Consider the following 21,042-nt stretch of genomic DNA (forward strand, 5'->3'; position numbering starts at 1 on the left):
CATCAGTCCAGCAGGGCGTCGACGAACTGCTCCGGGTCGAACGGTGCCAGATCGTCGGGTCCCTCGCCCAGACCGACCAGCTTGACCGGTACGCCGAGCTCACGCTGCACCGCGATCACGATGCCGCCCTTCGCCGTACCGTCGAGCTTGGTGAGGACCAGACCGGTGACGTTGATGACCTCGGAGAACACCCGGGCCTGGGTGAGGCCGTTCTGACCGGTGGTGGCGTCGATGACGAGCAACACCTCGTCCACCTCGGCGGACTTCTCGATCACCCGCTTCACCTTGCCGAGCTCGTCCATCAGGCCGGTCTTGGTGTGCAGACGGCCGGCGGTGTCGACCAGGACGACGTCCGCCTCCTCCTCGATGCCCTGCTTGACCGAGTCGAACGCGATGCTGGCCGGGTCGCCGCCCTCGGGGCCACGCACGGTCCGCACCCCGACCCGCTCACCCCACGTCTGCAGCTGGTCGGCGGCGGCGGCCCGGAAAGTGTCCGCCGCACCGAGCACGACGTGCTTGTCCTCGGCGACCAGGACGCGCGCCAGCTTGCCGACCGTGGTCGTCTTACCGGTGCCGTTCACGCCCACGACCAGGACGACGGCCGGCTGGGCCTCCTTGCGGCTCACCTTGAGCGTCCGGTCCAGCGACGGGTTGACCAGCGCGATCAGCTCCTCGCGGAGGATCTCCCGGGCCTGTTCACCGCTCACGCCCTCGACCCGCATCCGGGTCCGCAGCTTCTCGACCAGCTCCTGCGTCGGTGCCACGCCGACGTCCGCGGTGATCAGCGTGGTCTCGATGTCCTCCCACGCCTCCTCGTCCAGCTTGTCCCGGGACAGCAGTGCGAGCAGCCCCTTGCCGAGCGAGCCCTGCGACCGCGCCAGCCGCGCGCGCAGCCGGACCAGCCGGCCCTGCGCGGACTCCGGCTTCTCGATGGTCGCGACGGAGGAGTCCGGAAGCTCGGTGTCCTCCAGCGTCCGGGTCGGCGTGTCCCGCGGCTCCTCCGCGTCCTCACCGACCGTCGGCTCCGCAGTCTTCGAGGCGGTGTCCAGCGACGCGGGCTCGGCGGCCCGCGGGAGCTCGGACTTCCGCCGCTGGGTGACGACGAGTCCGGTGATACCGGCGCCCAGCACTACGGCGATCACCACGATGATGGCGATCAGGGCTTGGTCGGTGAGCAGCGCGACGAGCTGTGGAGTCAACACGGTTCCCCATCTTGACAGACGCCCGGCCCGGCGCCCGCATTCGTCACGTCAGGCACACCAGCTGTCGCGGTACGTGATCCGGCACCAGCTCGGGCCGGTGGGTGAGGAGGACGACCGTACGGCGATCGGCCGCGGCGAACAGGTCCGCGAGCAGCGCACGACCGGTCTCCTCGTCCAGATGCTCGGTCGGCTCGTCCAGGACGAGGACGTCGCGGTCGGCCAGCAGGAGCCGGGCGAAGGCAAGCCGCTGCCGCTCACCACCGGACAGCCGCGCGCCGTGCTCACCGACCATCGTGTCCAGCCCGTCGGGCAGCGTTTCGACGAAGACCCCGAGCCGCGCCCGGTAGAGCGCCTTCCAGAGTTGCAGGTCGCTCGCACCCGGCTTGGCGAGTAGCAGGTTCTCCCGGATGCTCGTGTCGAACACGTGGCTCTCCTGCGTCAGCAGGCCGACCACCGAGCGCACCTGGTCGCCTTCGAGCCTGGACAGGTCCACACCGTCCAGCAGGACCTCTCCGGCTCGCGGCTCGAGGAACCGCAGCAGCACCGCGGCCAGCGTGCTCTTCCCCGAGCCACTCGGCCCAGTGACGACCACCCGGCTGCCGGCAGGCATGTCCACGCTCAGACCGTCGAGTACGTCGTGGTCGTCGTACCCGACGCGCAGCAGCTTCACCCGCAGGTCGCGGCCGGCCGGAAGCGCCCGCGGCTCGGTCGGCTCAGTGACGGGCACCGGCGTGTCCAGCAGTTCTTGTACTCGGCCGAGCGAGGATCGGATCCTGATCGCCAGTTGGGCCGCCGCGGGGATGCCGCCGAGGACGTCCGCCAACGCGAGTGGGGTGAGGACCAGTACGGCGAAGACCGCACCGGTGATGTTCGCCGTACTGCCGAGCACGAGGGCCGCCACGCTCGCACCGCCGATGCACAGGACGAGCAGTGCGCTGCCCAGACCGGCGCTCCACGCGGACCGGCGCTCGGCGGCGGCGAGCCGCGCGTCACGGCGGCTGAAGTCGTCGAGGACGGTGTCGATCGCGTTGAAGGCGACGATGTCCGCAGCGGTCAGCAGTGTCTCGGTCGTGGTGGCGGCGACATCACCGCGGGCGCCGGCGATCTTCTGCTCGGCGCGCTCGGCGGACTTGGCGGTCAGCCAGGGTACGAGCGTGCACGCGATCAGAACCGCCAGTGCGATCGCGGCTCCGGCCGCGGGGAGCAGGATGGCGAGCAGACCGACGGTCGCGGCGGCTGTCACGGCGGCGACCGCAACCGGCAGCAGCACCCGCAGCCACAGGTCGAGCACCGCATCCACATCCAGCACGAGCCGCGCCAGCAGGTCACCCTTGCGGTGCGAGGTCAGCCCACCCGGCGCCAGCGGCTCCAGCCGGCCGGTGATGCGAGCCCGCGTCTCCCCCAGCACTCGGTACGCCGCGTCGTGCCCCACCAACCGCTCGAGGTACCGGAACACGCCGCGCCCGACCCCGAACGCCCGCACCGCCACGATCGGCACCATCAGCAGAAGCACCGGCGGTTGAGCAGAAGCAGCCGTGATCAACCAGGCAGACGTAGCCAGCAAGGCGACTGCAGACCCCGCAGCCGCAACGCCGAGAGCCAGGGCCAGCAGCAACCGCCACCGCACGCCAACCTGCGGCCGCACAAGTCCCCACCACTCCATGCGCGCGCTCATGCGCTCACCAGCTCCCTCGCGCCCACGGTGACCGTGCGGTCGGCTGCGGCGATCAGCCCTGGGCGATGCGCCACCATCAGGACGGTCCGGCCACTGGCCCGCAGTCCGTTGATCACCGCGGCTTCCGCATCCGCGTCCAACCCGGCAGTCGGCTCGTCCAGCAACAACACCGGCGCATCCGTCACGAGCGCTCTGGCCAGTGCGACCCGACGCTGCTGTCCACCCGACAGCAACTGCCCCTGCTCCCCCACGACCTTGTCGAGCTCCAGCTCACCAGCGCCCGCACCGATCAGCGCCAAGCGGATCTCATCATCCGAGGCATCCGGCCGACCGAGCCGCACGTTGTCGGCGACGGTGCCCAGCCGAAGCCCCGGCCGCTGCGGCACCCACGCGAACTGCCGCCTCCACGCACTCGGCTCGAACTCATCGACCGCACTGCTGCCGGCAACGACCACTCCACGCTCCGGCTCGACGAACCCGAGCAGCACAGCCAGCACCGTCGACTTCCCGGCACCACTCGGCCCAGTGAGCGCAACCACCTCACCCGGCCGCAACTCCAGATCGAAGCCGTCCAGCGCCGGCTCGTCCCGACCCGGGTACCGCACGGTCACGTCGTACAGAGAGAGCGGGCTCAGCCGCAGATCGGGTACGTCGGTACGGTCGCCGCGCTCGGGTAGCGGAGTCTCCAGCACACGGAACACCTCTTCGCTCGCGGCCACCCCGTCGGCGCTGGCGTGGAAGTGCAGACCGACCTGCCGCAGCGGGAGATACGCCTCGGGCGCCAGGATCAACACCATCAACGCCGTCTCGAGTCCGAGCTTCCCATCGACCAGCCGGAGCCCGACACCCACTGCGACGAGCGCGACCGAGAGGCTGGCCAGCAGTTCCAACGCGAACGAGGACAGGAAGGCCAGCCGCAGACTTCCCATCGACGCAACCCGGTGCTTGTCCGTCACCCGTCGTACGGCGGACTCCTGAGCCTTCGCGCGACCGAACAGCTTCAGCGTGGGCAGTCCAGCGACCACGTCGGCGAAGTGGTGCGCCAGCACTGCCAGCGCGTGCTGGCGACGCCGACTGTGGGCTTGCGTCGCCCAGCCGATCAGGGCCATGAAGATCGGAATCAACGGCAGCGTGATCACGACAGTCGCCGCCGAGATCAAGTCACCGGTCGCCATCCACCCGATCACTCCGGCCGGCACGGTCGCGGCGAGGACGAGCTGTGGCAGATAGCGGGCGAAGTACGGGTCCAGGTCGTCGAGGCCCTTGGTGAGCAGGGTTGTCAGCGCACTACTGCGTTCACCGCTCAGCCACACCGGTCCGAGCGTCAACGAGTGCTCCAGCACCTGCCGCCGCAGCGTCGACTTCACCGCAGCCGCAGCCCGTTGAGCCACCACTTCCTGCGCCCACACGAGCAAGGCCCGTCCCACGACGACCGCCGCCAGCCCCCAGGCCACTCCGGCGACCGGACTCCCCTGCAGCACGACCCCCGCGATGCCGTGCGCCAGCAGGACTGCCTGCACCACGATCAGTACCCCACTGGCGACGCCGATCAGCACCGACGCCGCCAGGAAGACCCGGGCACCCCGGGCCCTCTGCACCAGCCGCGGGTCGAGCGGCTTCACGAGACCGACACCGGCTCGACCGTCACGCGCTTGCGGAACACCCAGTAGGTCCAGCCCTGATACAGCAGTACGAACGGCATGAAGATCGCCGTGATGATCGTCATCGCCTTCAACGTGTACGACGACGACGCGGCCTCGACCGCGGTCAGCGTCGACTGCGGCTCCAGCGTCGACGGCATCACGTCCGGGAACAGGGCCGTGAACAACGACACCACGGCCAGTCCGATGGCCACCGCCGTACCGGTGAAGGCCCAGCCTTCGCGACGGAACAGGTTGGCCACCAGGCCGCCGGCGAACGCGACCACCGCGGCGATCGTCAGGATGACGGACACGGTGTCACCGCGCAGAGCCTGGGCCCAAGCCAGGAAGGCGATCGTCAGGACCGCGGCGACGGCGCCCACCCGGGTGGCCAGCCGGCTGGCGCGGACGCGCAGGTCACCGGTGGTGCGCAGCGCGAGGAAGATCGCGCCATGCGTCGCGAAGACCGCGAGGAAGGTGACACCGCCCAGCAGCGCGAACGGGTTGATGAGATCGCCGAAGCTGCCGACGAACTCGTGGTCCGCGTCCAGCGGCACACCCCGGATGATGTTGCCGAAGGCAACTCCCCAGAGCACCGCCGGGAGCACCGAGCCGATGATGATCAGCAGGTCCATCCGGTCGCGCCAGTGCGGCTCGTCCCGCTTGCCGCGGTACTCCAGCGCGACGCCGCGCACGATCAACCCGACCAGGATCGCGAACAGCGGCAGGTAGAACCCGCTGAACAGCGTCGCGTACCACTCGGGGAAGGCCGCGAACGTCGCCGCGCCGGCCATGATCAGCCACACCTCGTTGCCGTCCCACACGGGCCCGATCGTGGTGATCGCCGCCCGCCGTTCGGGCTCGTTGCGACCGAGCACCCGCAGCAGCGTCCCGACCCCGAAGTCGAATCCCTCGAGGACGAAGTACCCGGTCCACAGCGTCGCGATCGCGACGAACCACACAGTCGTCAGTTCCATCTCGAGCCCCTCAGTAAGCGAACGACAGTGGTTTCTCGGTCTCGTCCGGTGAGCCGTCCGGCGGCCCCTCGGCGGCGGGCGCGTCGGTCCCCGCCAGTCCGCCCCGGATGGTCCGCAGCAGCAGCTTCACCTCGACCACCGCGAGTACGCCGTACAGCAGGGTGAAGCCCACCAGCGACGTGATCACCTCGGCACTGGTCGTCCCCGGTGACACACCCGATGCCGTCGGCAACAATCCGAACACGAGCCAGGGTTGCCGCCCGGTCTCGGTGAAGACCCAGCCGAAGGTGTTCGCCAGCAGCGGCAGCAACGGCAGCGGCGCGGCCAGCCAGATCAGCCACCGGGCCGGCGCCCGCCCCCGGCGGGTGACCCACAGCAACCACGCCGCGATCGCCGCCGACAACATCCCGACACCGATCATCAGGCGGAACGTCCAGTAGGTCAGCGGGATGTTCGGCTTGTAGGACCCCGGGCCGTAGAGCTGCTCGTACGCGTCCTGCAGCGAGTTGATCCCCTTCACCTGGCCGTCGAAGTGCCCGGTGGCCAGGAACGACAACAGGTAGGGCAGCTTGACCGAGAAGATCTCCTTCGAGCCGTCCAGCGTGCCGACGGTGAAGACCGAGAACGACGCCGGCTTCTCCGTCTCGTAGAGCGCCTCGGCCGCGGCCATCTTCATCGGCTGCACCTCGGTCATCACCTTGCCCTGCAGGTCACCGCTGATCGCGACACCCACACTGGCCACGAGCACCACCGAGGCACCGATCTTCAGGGCCGAGCGGAACACGTCCTTGTCGACCGCCGGCCGCCGGACCAGGTGCCAGAGCGCGACGCCGGCCACGAACGCGCCGCCGACCATGAACGCGGCGAAGATCGTGTGCGGGAAGGTGACCAGTACGACCTTGTTCGTCAGCACCGCCCACAGATCGGTCATCTCGGCCCGGCCGCGCACGGAGTTGTACCGGAAGCCGACCGGGTTCTGCATCCAGGAGTTGGCCGCCAGGATGAAGTACGCCGACAACTGGGTGCCGAGCACCACCATCCAGATGCACCCCAGGTGGACCAGCTTCGGCAGCCGCTCCCAGCCGAAGATCCACAACCCGATGAACGTCGACTCGAGGAAGAACGCGAGCAGCCCCTCCAGCGCCAGCGGGGCCCCGAACACGTCCCCGACGAAGCGCGAGTAGTCGCTCCAGTTCATCCCGAACTGGAACTCCTGCACGAGGCCGGTGACGACGCCCATCGCGATGTTGATCAGGAACAGCTTCCCGTAGAACTTGGTCAGCCGCAGGTACTTCTCCTTGCCGGTGCGGTACCACGCGGTCTGCAGGCCGGCGGTGATCGCGACCAGCGAGATCGTCACCGGGACGAAGAAGAAGTGGTACACGGTGGTGATCGCGAACTGCCAGCGGGCCAGATCCAGGGTGTCCACGGCAAGGCCTCCCGAGCCCATCTACGACATGACGTAGTAGAGGCTAGCGCGGATCTACTACATTGTGTAGTTATACTGGTCACGTGGCGAGTGAGGAGAAGGCCCCGCGTCCCCTGGGCGACCTGGAGCGGCTGGTGATGGAGCAGCTCTGGGCAGCTCCCCGGGCGCTGACCGTGCGCGAGGTGCACGAGCAACTGTCCGGGACCCGGGAGCTCGCCTACACCACCGTGATGACGGTGCTGGACCGGCTGGCGAAGAAGAAGCTGACCGAGCGGGAGCGCGACGGCAAGGCCTGGCGCTACCGGGCCGCGGCGCCGCGTGAGGAGCTCGCCGCCGACCTGATGCGCGACGCGCTCGACCGCGCCGGCGACCGCCGCGAGGCCCTGGTCCGGTTCGTCGGCCAGGTGAGCGACGAGGAGGCCGCGTTGTTGCGGGAGGCACTGGCCGGGCTGGAGGAGCAGGCCGGATGATCACGCCGGTTCTCCTGGCCGCACTCGCCCTCGTGCTGACCGGACCGGCTCCGGCGTTGCTGGCTCGTTCGAGCTGGCCCTACCGGATTCCCCGTGCTGCCGTCGCACTCTGGCAAGCCATCGCACTCGCTGCCGTCCTCGCAGCGGTCGGCGCGGGCATAGCCCTCTCCTACTCCACTGCGGGCGAGCCAGGCCAGCCCCGCTTCGACCCGTCGTCCCCCCGAGACCTCCTGGCTGCAGTGATCCTCGCCATGACCGCGCTGGTCCTGGTGAGGCTGCTCTGGGCGACTGGACACGTCGCCGTCGGCACGAGAGCTCGGCGCAAACGTCACCGCGACCTGGTCGACATCCTGGCCACACCGGACGGCCTGATCCCGGGTCTGCGCGTTCTCGCCGAGGAGACGCCGCTGGCCTACTGCCTGCCCGCGCTGCGCGGCGCCCGCGTCGTCGTGTCGGTCGGTGCGCTGGAGCGACTCGATGAGAGCGAGCTGCACGCCGTACTGGCGCATGAGCAGGCGCATCTGCGTGCACGCCACGACCTGGTGCTGGAGGCGTTCACAGCACTGCACATGGCCTTCCCACGCTGGGTCCGTAGCGATGTAGCGCTGGAGCAGGCACGCACGCTCGTGGAGCTGCTGGCGGACGACGACGCGCGTCGCCGCAACGGACCGCGGCCACTGGCCCGCGCCCTGGTCGCACTGGCCGGCGCGCCAGCTCCGGAGGCAGCCCTTGCCGCCGCCAAGTCGGCGACAGTGCTCAGGGTGCAGCGCTTGGCCGACCCACAGCCCCAGGAGCGCTGGCTCTCGGCGGCGACGTACGCCGGTGCTGCGGCACTGCTGATCCTGCCGACTTTCACCGTCGCCGCCCCGATCGTGACGGCGATCGTCGACGCTGTCAGCTAGCAGGCTGGTAGCGGACGAGGACGCCGCCCTTGGCCCACGGCCTGGCTTCGAGCAGCTCGAGGCCGACCGGTGAGCCGCCGGCCGGGAACGCACTCTTCCCGGCGCCGAGCAGCACCGGGCAGATCCGGAGCTGCACCTCGTCGACCAGGCCGGCCTGCAGCAGCGAGTGGAACAGCGAGATGCTGCCCCACAAGATGATGTCCTTGCCGTCCTGCTCGGCCTTCAGCGCCCGCACCGCGTCGATGTCGCGGACCACCAGGCCCGGCTCGTAGTCCCCCCACGGCGCACTGTCGAGGGTCGTCGACACGACCACCAGACGCAACGCGTTCAGCTTCGGCGCGATCACCTCGTCGGCCGACGCTTCGGTCGGCCAGAAGGCCACGAACAACCGGTACGTCTCGGCGCCGAGCAGCATCGTGTCGACGTTCTCGAGCAACGCGAGATTGTCGTCGTCGGCCTGCCCGGCGATCGAGTCGAAGAACTCCAGCCCACCGTCCGGCCCGGCGGCGTACCCGTCGAGCGTGACGTACTCCTGAAAGATCAGCCGCCTCATCTCAGCGAGGCTACCCGAATCGCTTCCCCTCGCCGCGGGCCACGGCCAGCAGCACGAGCCCCGACAGAACCAGCAGAACCACCATGGTGACGACGAATGTCAGCACATCTCTCCCCGTATCCCAACCCCGACACTGTGCCTGACGCGCTCAGCGGGGCAATAGTTCCCGGAACGCCTTGGCGATCTCGTCGACCTGCCATTCCAGCGACGTCGGCGTCGTCACCAGCTCCACCCACGACCAGCCCGGTACGTCGGCCGGCTGCCAGGGGCCGCAGATCGACTCGCGGGTGGTCTCCATCCGCTCGACCGCGGCCAGCTCGATCACCTCGGCCGCGCGCGGCGCGTAGAGCCGGAACGAGTTGGTGTGCGGCGGCTCGGGGAAGACCCGGAATCCCTCGCTCTGCAAGGCCATCGCGAGCTCGACGGCCCGCTGGTGCAGGTCGTCCATCACCGGCAGCACGGTCCGCAGTCCGTCGCGCGCGGACACGGCGTACGGGAAGAGCGAGTAGAGGTTGCCACCCAGTCGCCGCTGCCAGCGCCGTACCTCGGCGATCACGTCCTCCGGCCCGGCCAGCGCCGCACCACTCACGCCACCCAGCACCTTGTAGAACGACACGTACACCGTCGTGGCGAGCGCGGCGATCTCCGCCAGGCTGTGCTCCAGGTACGGCGTGCTCTCCCACAGCCGAGCCCCATCCAGATGCAGTGGTACGCCGCGCTCCGCACAGGACTCGGCGAACACCACCAGCTCGTCCCACGACGGCAGGACGAACCCGGCATCGCGCAGCGGCAGCTCCAGCGTCACCGCGGCCAGCTTCCCGGGAATCGCGGCCAGCTCGTCCGGCCGCGGCTGGCGTGGGTCCGACGTCAGCCGCTCGATGCGGAGGTGGTGCACCTCCTCGAGTGCGTTCAGCTCGTGCACCAGGAGGTGCGAGAGCCCGTGCACCGCGACCCGGCCGGTCCCCGCGCGATCGGCGTACACCCGCAGGACACTCTGCTGGGCCATGATGCCGGTCGGCACGAACACTGCCGCCGGCTTGCCGAGCAGCTCGGCCACCTCCTGCTCCAGCGCCGCGACCTCGCCACCGCTGCCATAGCTGTCGCTCTGGTCATCGGTGGCGACATCGGCGAGCTGACGCAACCTGTCCGGCACGGGGACCCGTCGGTGCGACAGCCAGCGTTCGCAGTTGTCGGCGGCAGCCTTCCGGCGGGCCCTCAGGTCGTCAGCGGTAGTAGGCACGCCTCCATCTTCTCGTGCGCTGCAACCGGGTTGTTCAGATGGTCGCGGTCACCACGTGCTGGCCCTGGAGGGTCTTGATCTCCACCGAACGGACCTGGTCGAGTGGCACCAGGACTCCGCCGCCGAAGACGCTGCCCTCGCGGGCTGCCTTCGGGGAGACCACCCAACTGCCGGCGCCCCAGGTCTTGCCGGACTTGTCGGTGACGAACATCTGGCACTCGGCCCCGGCCTTCAGGCCCGTGACGTTCACCCGGATCCAGCTCCAGCCGGCCCGTGGCTCCACCGTGGTCGCCATCGTCGTACCAGTGCCGGTATCGGTCGCGGTGACCTGCTTGGAACCGGCCACCGGCACGTCGGCCGGCGGTGCGGTCTGTCTGCCGAGGGCCACGCCGCCGCCGAGCGCACCGGCGATCAGCACGAACGCGGCCGCGACCAGCAGCCAGCGGGACCGCCGCTTCACCGGGACCGGAGTCTGCGCCGGAGCCGGAGCGGGCTCGGAAGCCAGCGCCCGCACCTCTCGCAGCGTGCGCTGCAGCAGCAGATCGCCACCCTCGGGTGGACCGTCCAGGAAAGCCTCCGGCGGCACCTCGCCGAGGAAGTCGTTCATCTCCGCCAGCTCGGCCACCTCGGCCCGGCACTCGGCACAGCCGGCCAGGTGCTCGTCGACCTCGCGGACCTCGTCCGGCTCCAGCGCACCCAGCGCGTAGGCACCCAACTGCGTACGGTCGTGCTCAGTCATCGGGCCACCTCCGCTTCTTGTCCTGCCATCACCGCGCGCAGAGCTCGGAGGGCGTAATACGATCTCGATTTCACGGTACCGGGTGGAACACCCAGTTCCTTCGCGGCTTCGGCCACCGACCGGCCGCGGTAGTACAGCTGCACCAGCACCTCGCGGTGCTCCGGTGACACCTTGTCCAAGGCGTCCATCACCACCATGGTGTTCACCACGGCCTCGGAGTGATCACTCTCCACCGGCGGCTTGTCCACCACGTCGGCGACCTCGGCCGGCCGCACCGCCCGCGCTCTGGCCCGGTCGGTGACGATGTTTCGCGCCACCGTCAGCAACCAGCCGCGGACCGATCCCTTGCCCTCGGTCAGGTCGCCGGCGTGTTTCCACGCCCGCACCAGCGTCTCCTGGACGACGTCCTCCGCCGCGGCCCGGTCACCGGTGAGACGGGTCGCGTAGGCCAACAGGCTGCGCCCGTGCTCGGCGTACAGGGTGCGGATCAACGTCTCGGCGGCGTCCGGCCCTGGGTAGTCACCCACCGTCCGTACGATAGGGGATTCCCCGCCTTTGGCAATGGCGGGGACCCACCGCGGCAGAGTTTCAGTAGCCGTTGCCATTACCGGAGCCGGACGGCTGTGTGGTGATCTTCTTGCCGTCCGCGCCGACCACCCACCAGACACCGCCGACCGCCTGGCCCTTGGCATCACCCGCCTGGGCGTCACTCGCGAACAGGTACAGCGGCAGTCCGCCGATCGCCAGCTGCTTGGTGCCGTCGGACCGGGTGACCGTGCTGACCAGGGACGCGTTGATCCCGTCCAGCTGCGGAGTCCCGTCGCCGGCCGCCACCACCGGCCATTTGTCCAGGCAGCCACTCTCGCAGTTCGACTTGCCAGAGGTGTCCTTGTCGAACACGTACACGGTCCGCCCGTTGCCATCGACAACGACCTTGCCGAGACCGCTGACGTCCGCGGTGGCCAGCTTCGCGGCCGACCCCGCCTGGCTGGTGGACTGCGACGTACTCGCACCGGAACCGGAGCTCGAGCCCGAGTCGTCGCCGCCACCGCAGGCGGTCAGCCCCGCGAGGCCGAGCGCCACCACACCGATCACACTGCCCAGTCCCTTCATCACGTCCTCCTCGGTTGTCGAACTCACCCGCCACACGTGCGGATCGCGCGACCGGTTCAACCGGGAGCGTTATCGTCACCTCCATGAGCCAAGAGATCCCCGCCGCGGTCCAGCGCGCGCTCACCGCGATCGACGAGCAGGACAACGACGCGTTCGTGGCGGCGTTCGCCGCGGACGGTTACGTCGACGACTGGGGCCGCCAGTTCCGCGGCCACGACCGGATCCGCTCCTGGAGCGAGAACGAGCTGATCGGCAAGCGGGCCACCTTCACCGGCACCGAGGTCTCCACCCCGGGCAACCCGCTCACCATCGTCACCCAGGTCGGCGGCGACGGCTTCAACGGCCCGTCCCACTTCACCTTCGACGTCCGGTCCGACCAACTCGCCTCCATGACCATCACGGCCTGAACAGCACCTTCCCGTCCCGGCCCGGCTGCCGGGCGTGCTCGAGCGCCTTCGCGTACTCCTCCAGCGGGTACGTCGCCTCGACCTGCGCCCGCAGTACGCCGTCCACCACCAGCCGGGCGAGATCGCCGTACGTCTGCTCGAGCTCCGCCCGAGGCGCTGTGGTCAGCCAGTTGACGATCCACAGGCCGGTCAGCCGCAACTGCCGGTAGATGTGGTCGCCGAGCCCGATCGCGGGTGGTTGCCCGGTCACGGACGAGTAGCTCACCACGGTGCCCTCGAACCCGGTCGCCTGCGCCAGCGCGCCGACCGTCGCGTCGCCGGTGCCGTCGAGCACCAGTTTCAGCCGGTTGTCCCCCAGCTCGGCCTGGATCCGCCCGGCCAGGTCGTCGCCGTCGACGACGACCGCGTCCCCGTCGAGCGCGACCGGCCGTCGTGCGACGCTCAGCACGTTGAGGCCGGCGTGCTTCGCGAGAGCGGTGGCGTACTGCCCGACGGCGGAGTTGCCGAGGTTCTGCCCGATCCAGTCCCCCGGCTTCAGGTCGACGTACTTGGTCAGCGCGAGGTGAGCGGTCAGCGGGTTGATGCCGACCATCGCGAGCTGCAGCGGGTCACCGTCGTCCGGGATCGGGATCACGTTAGCCGCCTTCACCACGACCTGCTCCGCCCACGTGCCCTGCTCGTAGTTCGGCAGGATCAGCACGCGCCGGCCCAGCAGGTCTTCACGGCCCTCGACCACGCGCCCGACGCCTTCCGAGCCGAGCGCGAACGGGACCTCGATCCGGTAGCCGTAGTTGCCTGAGGCAAGCATGGGGTCGACCGGGTTGATCGTCGCCGCCTCGATCCGGACCAGTACCTCGTCCGGACCGACGGTCAGATCAGGTTCGCGGTCGAGTACGACGTTCTCCAGGACGTCGCCCAAGGCTTTCAGGATCAGTTGCATGGTCAGGCTCCCGTCGTCAGAACCATGCGGAACCGGGCCGCGCCGGACCGCATCCGCGCGTACGCCTCGGCCGCCTGCGCGAGGGGGACGCGCTCGACCATCGGCCGGATGTCGTTGCTCAGTGCGAAGGTGAGGTTCTCCTCGTTCTCGCTCGGGGTGCCGGTGAGCGAGCCTTCGATCGAGCGACCACCGAAGATCAGCGAGCCGGTCGTCACCTCGATCGGGTCGCTCGCGGCACCGACCACGATCAGGTTGCCGCGCAGGCCCAGGCCGTCGACCAACGGCGTCATCGAGGCACCGCTGGCCGCGGTCGCCACGATCACCCGGGCACCGCCGAGCTCCTGCAGCGCCTTCGCCGGATCCACCGCGGCGCTGTCGATGTACTCACTCGCGCCGAGCTTCAGCGCGAGCTCGCGCTTCTCCTCGCCCCGCGCGATCGCAGCCACGCGCAGCCCGAGCTTGGCGGCGTACTGGATCGCCAGATGCCCGAGTCCGCCGATCCCCTGCACGGCAACGAGATCCCCGGGCCGCGCCGCACCCTTGCGCAGACCGTTGAACACCGTGATCCCCGCGCACAACAACGGCGCCGCCTCAGCCGCGTCCCACTCCTCCGGTACGGCGACCAGCCCACTGGCCGGCGTGGTCAGGAACTCGGCGTACCCGCCGTCGATGGAGTCGCCGGTGATGGGCTGGTTGGAGCAGTAGACGAAGTCGCCGCGCCGGCAGTTCGCGCAGACGCCGCAAGGGCCGGCCAGGTAGCCGACGCCGACGCGCTGGCCGACGGACCGGGTGGTCACACCGTCGCCGACTGCGTCGATCCGGCCGACCACCTCGTGGCCGGGGACGATCGCCGTACCGGCCGGGTGGTTGCCGAAGAGGTTGTGCACGCCGACGATGTCGCTGTGGCAGACGCCGCAAGCCTCGACGGCGATCCGGACGCGGCCGGCGCCCGGGTCGGTCAGTTCACGCTCGACCAGCGTGAACGTGCCGTCCTCGACGGCCTCGATCGCTCGGTAGGTGGTCATGGGTGCTCCTTAAGACGGTCGGTCATCTTGAAGTCGGAACAAGAAAGCCGTCCCGAGGCCGGGACGGCTGGTCGGCTCAGGTCAGCAGCGCGTCGAAGGTGATGGTGAAGAAGATGTCGAAGGCCTCGCCGGTCTTGTCCGCCCGGGCCTGCAGGAGGGTCCCCTCCCAGGCGTTGGTCAGGTAGTGCGCGGTCTGCCGCGGGTCGAGCGACGCGCGGATCTCGCCCGCCGCCTGCCCCTCGGCGATCGCGTCCGCCAGCATCCCCGACCACTCGTCGAAGCTGCCCTTGACCCGCAGGCGCAGCGGCTCACTGTGGTCGACGATCTCGGCACTGAAGTTGCCGAACATGCAGCCGCGCGCGAAGTCCGGCAGCTCGTCCCGGAGGAACTCGAAGTGCCGGCGGATCCGCTCCACCGGCGGCACCCGCGGGTCGGCGAGATCGCTGAGCCGGCGGGAGTCGCCGTACCGCTCGAGAGCCACCGCGGCCAGCGCCTCCTTGCTCTCGAAGTGGTTGTAGAACGACCCCTTCGGCACCCCGGCCCGATCCGTGATGTCCTTCACCCCGGCCGCGTTGAACCCCCGCTCCAGGAACAGGTCCACCCCGGCCCCCAGAATCTCTTCCTTCATACTCCGCCGCGCCATGACCCCAATATGACCGGTCGTCTCAGATTTCGCAAACAGAAGGCCCCGGGAGTTTCCCGGGGCCTTCGGGTCAGACCGGTTCGGGTTCGCGGATGCGTTGGGAGATGACGGCGGAGACGCCGTCGCCGCGCATGGTGACGCCGTAGAGGGCGTCGGCGACCTCCATGGTGCGCTTCTGGTGGGTGATGACCAGGAGCTGGCTGTTCTCGCGGAGCTCCTCGTAGATCTCCAGCAGGCGGCCGAGGTTGGTGTCGTCCAGCGCCGCCTCGACCTCGTCGAGGATGTAGAACGGCGACGGGCGGGCCTTGAACAGGGCGACCAGGAAGGCGACCGCGACCAGGGACCGCTCACCACCGGACAGCAGCGAGAGGCGCTTGACCTTCTTGCCGGGCGGGCGGGCCTCGACGTCGATGCCGGTGGCGAGCATGTCGTCGGGGTCGGTCAGGACCAAGCGGCCCTCACCGCCGGGGAACAGCCGGCTGAAGACGTGCTCGAAGGCGGTCTCGACATCGCGGTAGGCCTCGGTGAAGACCTGCTCGACCCGCTCGTCGACCTCCTTGACGATGTCCATCAGGTCGCGCCGGGACTTCCGCAGGTCCTCGAGTTGCTCGGACAGGAACTTGTGCCGCTCCTCCATCGCCTCGAACTCCTCCAGCGCGAGCGGGTTGATCCGCCCGAGCTGGTTGAGCGCGCGCTCGGCCTGCTTGAGCCGCTTCTCGACCTTGGTCCGGTTGAACGGCTCGCCCTCGAGCTCGAGCGTGCCGTCGTCGCCCTCCTTGGGCAGCGGTGGGACCAGCTGGTCCGGGCCGTACTCCGCGACCAGGGCGTCGACCTCGATGCCGATCTCGCCGAGCGCCTTCTCGTACAGCTGCTCCAGCCGCATCTTCTGCTCGGCCCGGGCCAGCGCGTCCCGGTGCACAGTGTTGGTCAGCTGCTCCAGATCGGAGCTGAGGTTCCGAGTCGCGGACCGGGCCTGCGCCAGCGCCTGCTCACGGTCCGCCCGCTGAGCCTGGATCGCCGCCCGCTCGGACGCCGCCTGCTGCAGCGAGGACTCCAGCCGGGCGAGCACGTGACCGGCCGCCAGGTGCACGGCCTGGGCCGCCTCCGCCTGCCGGGCCCGGCGTGCCGCCCGCGCAATCGCCCGGGCTCGGGCCTCGCGCTCCTGCCGCGCCGCGCGCTCCAGCGAGTCGGCCCGCCCGGACAGCGCCCGGGCCCGCTCCTCGGTGGTCCGCAGCGCGAGCCGCGCCTCCATCTCGGCCGCACGGCCGGCCTTGGCCGCCTCGGCCAGCCGATCGCGCTCCGACGCGTCCGGCTCGTCGCCGTCGTCGTCGAACGCCTCGGCGTCCATCAGGCGCTCTTCCAGCTCGGCCAGGCCGGACAGGTTCTTGTCGCGCTCCTCCTCGGCCGCGGCGATCGCCTCGGCCATCCGCTGCGCCTCACCGCGGGACGCCTTGGCCAGCGACCCGAAGTGCGCCAACTGCTCGGCGACAGCAGCCATCGCGGCGTCCGACTCGTGCAGCCGGGCCAGCGTGATCTCGACGGACTCCTTCTGCCGGGCCCGCTCGTCCTCCAGGCCTGCCAGCTCGAACCGAAGCCGCTCGCTCCGCGCCGTCGCCTCGGTCAGCTTCTCCGTCGCCTCGTCGACCGCGGACTGCACCTCGATCAGGCTCGGTGCCGCGTCCGATCCGCCGTACGCGAAGTGCGCCCCGAGTACGTCGCCACCGCGCGTGGTGCACGTGACGTCGGGGAGGTTCCGCAGCAGCGACCGAGCGGCTGCCACGTCGTCGACCACGGCGACCTTGCGCAGCAGCCGCCGCAGCGCGGGCCGGAGGGTCTCCGGGCAGTCCACGACATCGACGGCGTACGACGCTCCGTACGGCAACGCCGGCCACAGGGCGTAGTCGTCGGCCGGGGCGTCGCCCAGCAGCATCCCGGCCCGCCCGAGATCGTGCTGCTTCAGGTGCCCGACCGCGTGCAGAGCAGCCTCGGTGTGCGTGACAGCGACCGCGTCGGCGGCCTCACCGAGCGCGGCCGCGATGGCGGTCTCGTACCCGGAGCGCACGCTCAGCAGGGCGGCCACCGAACCCATCAGGCCGTTCACCTGCTCGGAGGCGGCCAGCAGAGCGCCGGCGCCGTCCTTGCGGTTCAGGCCTAGCTCCAGCGCTTCCTTCCGCGCGGCCAGTCCGGTGCGCTCACGCTCGGCGTCGCGCTCCTCGGCCCGCAGCTTCGCCAGGCGCTCGTCCATCTCGTCGAGCACCGCCTGGGCGGCCTCGTACTGGTCGTCGAGCCCCTTCTCGCCGGCGTCCAGCCCGGCGACCTGGGTCTCCAGCGCGGTGAAGTCGTGCTGCGCCTTGCCGGCCCGGACCTCGGCCTCGTGCATGTTGCTGGCCAAGCGGCCGATCTCGGACTCGGCGGCGGCCGCGCGGCTCTGCAGCGCGTTCACCTGGCCGGTCAGCCGGGCCAGGCCCTCGCGGCGGTCGGCGGCGGCCCGGATCAGCGCGGAGATCCGGCGCTCCTCCTCGGCCTCCTGCGACTCCAACTGCTGGCGGCGCTCGACGGCCTCGGCGAGCAGCTCGGAGTGCGCCTCGACCTCGGCCTCGATCTGCGCCTCGGTCTCGCGGACCCGGGCAGCTTCCAGCTCCAGCTCGTCGGGGTCCCGCCCCGAGCGCGGGCCGTCGTCGGCCTCGTCGTTCAGCGACCGGATCCGGTCCGCCGCGATCCGCGCTGTGCCCTTGATCTTCTCGCCGAAGCCGGACAGCTGGTACCAGGTGTCCTGGGCGGCCTGCAGGGCCGGCGCGTCCTCGCGGAGCGCGTCCTCGAGCTCGGCCTCCAGCTCACGGGCCTCGCGCAGCTTGGCTTCGGTCTCGGTCCGGCGCTGGGTGAGCGCGGCCTCGTCCCGCAGCTCAGCCTCCAGCGCGGACTGCGCCTGGACGATGTCGTCGGCCAGCAGCCGGGCCCGGCCGTCGCGGACCTCGGCCTGGATCGTCACCGCCCGGCGCGCCACCTCCGCCTGGCGCCCGAGCGGCTTCAACTGGCGGCGGATCTCGGTGATCAGGTCCCCGAGGCGGTGCAGGTTGCCCTCGGTGGCCTCGAGCTTGCGGATCGCCTTTTCTTTACGTTTGCGGTGCTTCAGGACCCCGGCCGCCTCCTCGACGAACCCGCGCCGGCCCTCCGGCGTGGCGCGCAGGATCGAGTCGAGCTGGCCCTGGCCGACGATGACGTGCATCTCGCGGCCGATCCCGGAGTCGCTGAGCAGTTCCTGGACGTCGAGCAGCCGGCAGTTCTGGCCGTTGATCTGGTAGTCCGACCCGCCGTTGCGAAACATCGTCCGGCTGATCGTCACCTCGGCGTACTCGATCGGCAGGGCGCCGTCGGCGTTGTCGATGGTGAGCACCACCTCGGCGCGGCCCAGCGGGGCGCGGCCGGAGGTGCCGGCGAAGATGACGTCCTCCATCTTGCCGCCACGCAGCGACTTCGCGCCCTGCTCGCCCATCACCCAGGCGAGGGCGTCGACGACGTTGGACTTGCCGGAGCCGTTCGGGCCGACGATGCAGGTGATGCCCGGTTCGAAGTTCATCGTCGTGGCCGACGCGAACGACTTGAAGCCTCGGAGCGTCATGCTCTTCAGGTACAAAGCGAAGCTCTCCAACCCGTGAAAGGACAGACGATACCGAAGGAACCGCCATAACCGCACATGACGCCAGTACTGCTCGTGACGCTGCCGCTACCCGGGGGAAGTAGTTCCGCATCGCAGTCTACAAAGAGATCGCCGCGATCCAGCGGAGGCCGACCGATCAGAATGGCCGGCAAAAGGTCAGGGAGCACAACATTCGGTGAACATACAACCGGCGGAGGCCCGGACGGGGGCCACCGCCGTGGTGATGCGGACGGTAGAGATGGAACTCTGTTGTCGCGGCTCGGGTCCTCAGACCGAAGCAGGGGCGCGCAGTGCCTCGTCGACGGTGAGCAGCCGGCCCTCGTGGACCTGTGCGACGAGATGGTCGTTCTCTGCCTGAAGCCGCATCACGTGCGCCTCCAGATCGGCGACACGCCGGTTGAGCAGACGAACCTGCTCGAGCATGCGCGGGTCAGTGCCTCCAAGGTGCCCTAGAAGAGCCTTGGCCATTGTGCTGTCCTCCGGAAGGGTTCTGGCCGGGTGCGCCCCTGAGTCCTGGTCACGAACGGAGCGCTGAAAATGTGTGCCGTCTTTCAGGGTGACACCGGCGGGGCCGACGGTCAACCTGGGCCACATTTATTAACGATACCTCGTTCACCAGCGGACATGGCGCGGAACCGGCTGACATTTCGGGCACCGGTACGACGAACGGTTCATGAACGGCTCCCGACGGATCGGGCGCCCGTCGCGCGGGCACGGCGATCCCTCTTGCCCGTAGACGTTCAGGCCGCGTTCGAAGTAGCCGGATTCCCCGTTCACGTTGACGTACAGGGCGTCGAAGCTGGTCCCGCCGACGTCCAGCGCGGCCGCCATCACCTCGTGGGCGTGCCGGACGATCTCCCTTATTTGTAAGGGTTTCAGCGTTTCTGTGGCCCGGGCGTAGTGCAGCTTGGCGCGCCACAACGCTTCGTCAGCGTAGATATTGCCCACTCCGCTGATCACTGTCTGGTCCAGCAAGGCCCGTTTCAGACCGGTCTTCCGGCGCCGGATCGCGGCCACGACGGCCTCCGGATCGAACAGAGGATCGAACGGGTCGCGGGCGATGTGGGCGATCTCCGCGGGCAGTTCCGCGCCGCCGTCGGAGTACGACAGACCACCGAACATCCGCTGGTCCACAAAGCGGACCTCTCCGCCGTCGTCGGCGAACCGGAACCGGACCCGCAGGTGCGGTTCGTCGGGCGCGCCGACCGGCTGGACCCGGAACTGGCCGCTCATCCCGAGGTGGGTGAGCACCGCGTCGCCCGACTCCAGCGGGAGCCACAGGTACTTCCCGCGCCGTGCCGGCTCGGCGAACACCTGGCCCTTGAGCCGCGCGACGAAATCGTCCGGCCCGGCGGCATGACGCCGTACCGGGCGGGGATGCAGGACCTCGACCGCGTCGATGGTCCGGCCGGTGGTGAACTGCGCCAGACCCCGGCGAACGACCTCTACTTCGGGAAGCTCAGGCACTCAGGGCTGCTGTGAGGGGTCCGTGCTGTCCGGGTGGGCGGCCCGGAGGGCCTTCCAGGCCGTCTCGGCGGCCTGCTGCTCGGCTTCCTTCTTGCTCCGGCCGATGCCGTGACCGTAGGTGTCGGAACCGATCCGGACCCGCGCCTCGAACGTCTTGGCGTGGTCCGGCCCCGACTCCGCGATCACATACTCCGGTACGCCGACGCCGAGCTGGGCGACCAGCTCCTGCAGCGAGGTCTTCCAGTCCAGGCCGGCACCGAGCCGGGCCGACGACTCCATCAGGTCGTCGAACAGCGTGTGCACGACCCGCCCGGCGGTCTCGAAGCCGCGGTCCAGGTAGACGGCGCCGATCAGCGCCTCGACGCAGTCGGCCAGGATCGACGACTTGTCCCGGCCGCCGGTCGCTTCCTCGCCGCGGCCGAGCCGCAGGTACTTGCCGAGCTTGAGGTCGCGGGCGACCCCGGCGAGCGCGCGCATGTTGACCACGGCGGCGCGCAGCTTGGCCAGCCGGCCCTCGGACAGGTCCGGATGGTTGCGGAACAGCGACTCCGTGACGATCACGCCGAGCACGGAGTCCCCGAGGAACTCCAGCCGCTCGTTCGTCGGCAACCCACCGTTCTCGTACGCGAACGAACGGTGGGTGAAGGCGTGCTCCAGTAGTGCGTCAGCCAGCGATACGCCGAGCCGCTGGTTCAGCTCGGCGTAGAGCCCCGTTTCGTTGACCGAATTCACTTCCTGGTGCCGTTTAGCTCTCGACGACCTGGCGACGCTCGCCCTTGGCGCCGTACTGACCGCAGGTCGGGCAGACGGTGTGCTGCAGGTGCTTCGCGCGGCAGGCGGGGTTCACGCAGGTCACCAGCGACGGGGCAGTGGTCTTCCACTGGGCCCGGCGGCTGCGGGTGTTGCTGCGCGACATCTTCCGCTTCGGAACGGCCACGGTTATGACTCCTCGGTTCGGCCGG

At 69.8% G+C, this 21,042-nt stretch carries 21 protein-coding genes; 3 read left to right on the forward strand and 18 right to left on the reverse strand.

Annotated elements, in window-relative coordinates:
• Positions 1 to 2: 2 nt before the first annotated feature.
• From ftsY to ACZ6O0_RS27110, 5 genes are read right to left on the reverse strand one after another with little or no spacing between them, the layout of a single operon-like run.
• Positions 3 to 1,202 (reverse strand): signal recognition particle-docking protein FtsY, encoded by a 1,200-nt coding sequence (gene ftsY / locus ACZ6O0_RS27090; RefSeq protein WP_465767796.1) that lies wholly within the window; start codon positions 1,200 to 1,202, stop codon positions 3 to 5.
• 43 nt (positions 1,203 to 1,245) lie between these two features.
• Positions 1,246 to 2,877 (reverse strand): thiol reductant ABC exporter subunit CydC, encoded by a 1,632-nt coding sequence (gene cydC, locus ACZ6O0_RS27095; RefSeq protein WP_465767797.1) that lies wholly within the window; start codon positions 2,875 to 2,877, stop codon positions 1,246 to 1,248.
• Positions 2,874 to 4,475: a thiol reductant ABC exporter subunit CydD gene (cydD, locus tag ACZ6O0_RS27100; protein ID WP_465768286.1), complete on the reverse strand. Its 1,602-nt coding sequence runs from the start codon at positions 4,473 to 4,475 to the stop codon at positions 2,874 to 2,876. Before cydD ends, cydC begins: the two co-directional genes overlap by 4 nt.
• A 20-nt stretch (positions 4,476 to 4,495) precedes the next feature.
• The gene (gene cydB, locus ACZ6O0_RS27105) at positions 4,496 to 5,494 is read right to left on the reverse strand and encodes a cytochrome d ubiquinol oxidase subunit II (RefSeq protein WP_465767798.1); all 999 of its coding nucleotides are present in this window, start codon (positions 5,492 to 5,494) and stop codon (positions 4,496 to 4,498) included.
• A 10-nt stretch (positions 5,495 to 5,504) separates the two neighbouring features.
• Complete coding sequence (locus ACZ6O0_RS27110) at positions 5,505 to 6,923, reverse strand: cytochrome ubiquinol oxidase subunit I (protein ID WP_465767799.1); 1,419 nt, start codon at positions 6,921 to 6,923, stop codon at positions 5,505 to 5,507.
• An 83-nt stretch (positions 6,924 to 7,006) separates the two neighbouring features.
• Between ACZ6O0_RS27110 and ACZ6O0_RS27115 the strand changes: the two genes are divergently transcribed.
• Both ACZ6O0_RS27115 and ACZ6O0_RS27120 read left to right on the forward strand, forming a co-directional pair.
• Entirely contained in the window at positions 7,007 to 7,393 is a 387-nt protein-coding gene (locus ACZ6O0_RS27115) for a BlaI/MecI/CopY family transcriptional regulator (protein ID WP_465767800.1), read from the forward strand.
• On the forward strand, positions 7,390 to 8,295 hold the full coding sequence (locus tag ACZ6O0_RS27120) for a M56 family metallopeptidase (protein ID WP_465767801.1): 906 nt from the start codon (positions 7,390 to 7,392) through the stop codon (positions 8,293 to 8,295). Before ACZ6O0_RS27115 ends, ACZ6O0_RS27120 begins: the two co-directional genes overlap by 4 nt.
• Here the strand turns inward: ACZ6O0_RS27120 and ACZ6O0_RS27125 are convergent.
• The 5 genes from ACZ6O0_RS27125 to ACZ6O0_RS27145 all read right to left on the reverse strand — a co-directional run bounded on the left by ACZ6O0_RS27125 (position 8,288) and on the right by ACZ6O0_RS27145 (position 11,967).
• Positions 8,288 to 8,848, reverse strand: coding sequence for a dihydrofolate reductase family protein (locus tag ACZ6O0_RS27125; RefSeq protein ID WP_465767802.1), 561 nt, complete (start codon positions 8,846 to 8,848; stop codon positions 8,288 to 8,290). The genes ACZ6O0_RS27120 and ACZ6O0_RS27125 overlap by 8 nt on opposite strands.
• A 148-nt stretch (positions 8,849 to 8,996) precedes the next feature.
• A complete protein-coding gene (locus ACZ6O0_RS27130; protein ID WP_465767803.1) occupies positions 8,997 to 10,088 on the reverse strand; it encodes a threonine aldolase family protein in 1,092 nt (363 codons plus the stop codon).
• A gap of 34 nt (positions 10,089 to 10,122) precedes the next feature.
• Positions 10,123 to 10,827, reverse strand: coding sequence for an anti-sigma factor family protein (locus ACZ6O0_RS27135; RefSeq protein WP_465767804.1), 705 nt, complete (start codon positions 10,825 to 10,827; stop codon positions 10,123 to 10,125).
• A complete protein-coding gene (locus ACZ6O0_RS27140; RefSeq protein ID WP_465767805.1) occupies positions 10,824 to 11,354 on the reverse strand; it encodes a sigma-70 family RNA polymerase sigma factor in 531 nt (176 codons plus the stop codon). The genes ACZ6O0_RS27135 and ACZ6O0_RS27140 overlap by 4 nt, the downstream gene beginning before the upstream one ends.
• 61 nt (positions 11,355 to 11,415) lie before the next feature.
• Positions 11,416 to 11,967 carry a COG4315 family predicted lipoprotein gene (locus ACZ6O0_RS27145; RefSeq protein ID WP_465767806.1) on the reverse strand — a complete coding sequence of 184 codons (552 nt, stop codon included), beginning with the start codon at positions 11,965 to 11,967 and terminating at the stop codon, positions 11,416 to 11,418.
• A 56-nt stretch (positions 11,968 to 12,023) separates the two neighbouring features.
• Here ACZ6O0_RS27145 and ACZ6O0_RS27150 point away from each other — a divergent pair, with 56 nt between their 5' ends.
• Entirely contained in the window at positions 12,024 to 12,347 is a 324-nt protein-coding gene (locus ACZ6O0_RS27150; RefSeq protein ID WP_465767807.1) for a nuclear transport factor 2 family protein, read from the forward strand.
• Here the strand turns inward: ACZ6O0_RS27150 and ACZ6O0_RS27155 are convergent.
• The 8 genes from ACZ6O0_RS27155 to rpmF all read right to left on the reverse strand — a co-directional run bounded on the left by ACZ6O0_RS27155 (position 12,337) and on the right by rpmF (position 21,017).
• Positions 12,337 to 13,287 carry a zinc-dependent alcohol dehydrogenase family protein gene (locus ACZ6O0_RS27155; RefSeq protein WP_465767808.1) on the reverse strand — a complete coding sequence of 317 codons (951 nt, stop codon included), beginning with the start codon at positions 13,285 to 13,287 and terminating at the stop codon, positions 12,337 to 12,339. The genes ACZ6O0_RS27150 and ACZ6O0_RS27155 overlap by 11 nt on opposite strands.
• Positions 13,288 to 13,289: 2 nt before the next feature.
• The gene (locus ACZ6O0_RS27160; RefSeq protein WP_465767809.1) at positions 13,290 to 14,312 is read right to left on the reverse strand and encodes a zinc-binding dehydrogenase; all 1,023 of its coding nucleotides are present in this window, start codon (positions 14,310 to 14,312) and stop codon (positions 13,290 to 13,292) included.
• Positions 14,313 to 14,388: 76 nt separating this feature from the next.
• Positions 14,389 to 14,955 carry a TetR/AcrR family transcriptional regulator gene (locus tag ACZ6O0_RS27165; protein ID WP_465767810.1) on the reverse strand — a complete coding sequence of 189 codons (567 nt, stop codon included), beginning with the start codon at positions 14,953 to 14,955 and terminating at the stop codon, positions 14,389 to 14,391.
• Between the two features lie 70 nt (positions 14,956 to 15,025).
• Positions 15,026 to 18,589, reverse strand: coding sequence for a chromosome segregation protein SMC (smc, locus tag ACZ6O0_RS27170; RefSeq protein WP_465768287.1), 3,564 nt, complete (start codon positions 18,587 to 18,589; stop codon positions 15,026 to 15,028).
• 291 nt (positions 18,590 to 18,880) lie between these two features.
• Positions 18,881 to 19,036, reverse strand: coding sequence for a hypothetical protein (locus tag ACZ6O0_RS27175; RefSeq protein WP_233712037.1), 156 nt, complete (start codon positions 19,034 to 19,036; stop codon positions 18,881 to 18,883).
• Positions 19,037 to 19,225: 189 nt separating this feature from the next.
• The gene (mutM, locus tag ACZ6O0_RS27180) at positions 19,226 to 20,080 is read right to left on the reverse strand and encodes a bifunctional DNA-formamidopyrimidine glycosylase/DNA-(apurinic or apyrimidinic site) lyase (protein WP_465767811.1); all 855 of its coding nucleotides are present in this window, start codon (positions 20,078 to 20,080) and stop codon (positions 19,226 to 19,228) included.
• A complete protein-coding gene (gene rnc / locus ACZ6O0_RS27185) occupies positions 20,081 to 20,812 on the reverse strand; it encodes a ribonuclease III (protein WP_465767812.1) in 732 nt (243 codons plus the stop codon).
• Between the two features lie 13 nt (positions 20,813 to 20,825).
• Positions 20,826 to 21,017, reverse strand: coding sequence for a 50S ribosomal protein L32 (gene rpmF / locus ACZ6O0_RS27190; protein ID WP_077012766.1), 192 nt, complete (start codon positions 21,015 to 21,017; stop codon positions 20,826 to 20,828).
• Positions 21,018 to 21,042: the final 25 nt, after the last annotated feature.

It is taken from the genome of Kribbella sp. NPDC048837, assembly GCF_055586945.1.

Coding starts and splice junctions, on each gene's coding strand:
- cydC (WP_465767797.1), bottom strand. CDS start 2,877: ATGAGCGCGCGCATGGAGTGGTGGGGACTTGTGCGGCCGCAGGTTGGC.
- cydB (WP_465767798.1), bottom strand. CDS start 5,494: ATGGAACTGACGACTGTGTGGTTCGTCGCGATCGCGACGCTGTGGACC.
- ACZ6O0_RS27120 (WP_465767801.1), top strand. CDS start 7,390: ATGATCACGCCGGTTCTCCTGGCCGCACTCGCCCTCGTGCTGACCGGA.
- ACZ6O0_RS27125 (WP_465767802.1), bottom strand. CDS start 8,848: ATGAGGCGGCTGATCTTTCAGGAGTACGTCACGCTCGACGGGTACGCC.
- ACZ6O0_RS27135 (WP_465767804.1), bottom strand. CDS start 10,827: ATGACTGAGCACGACCGTACGCAGTTGGGTGCCTACGCGCTGGGTGCG.
- ACZ6O0_RS27150 (WP_465767807.1), top strand. CDS start 12,024: ATGAGCCAAGAGATCCCCGCCGCGGTCCAGCGCGCGCTCACCGCGATC.
- ACZ6O0_RS27155 (WP_465767808.1), bottom strand. CDS start 13,287: ATGCAACTGATCCTGAAAGCCTTGGGCGACGTCCTGGAGAACGTCGTA.
- ACZ6O0_RS27160 (WP_465767809.1), bottom strand. CDS start 14,312: ATGACCACCTACCGAGCGATCGAGGCCGTCGAGGACGGCACGTTCACG.
- ACZ6O0_RS27165 (WP_465767810.1), bottom strand. CDS start 14,955: ATGGCGCGGCGGAGTATGAAGGAAGAGATTCTGGGGGCCGGGGTGGAC.
- ACZ6O0_RS27175 (WP_233712037.1), bottom strand. CDS start 19,036: ATGCTCGAGCAGGTTCGTCTGCTCAACCGGCGTGTCGCCGATCTGGAG.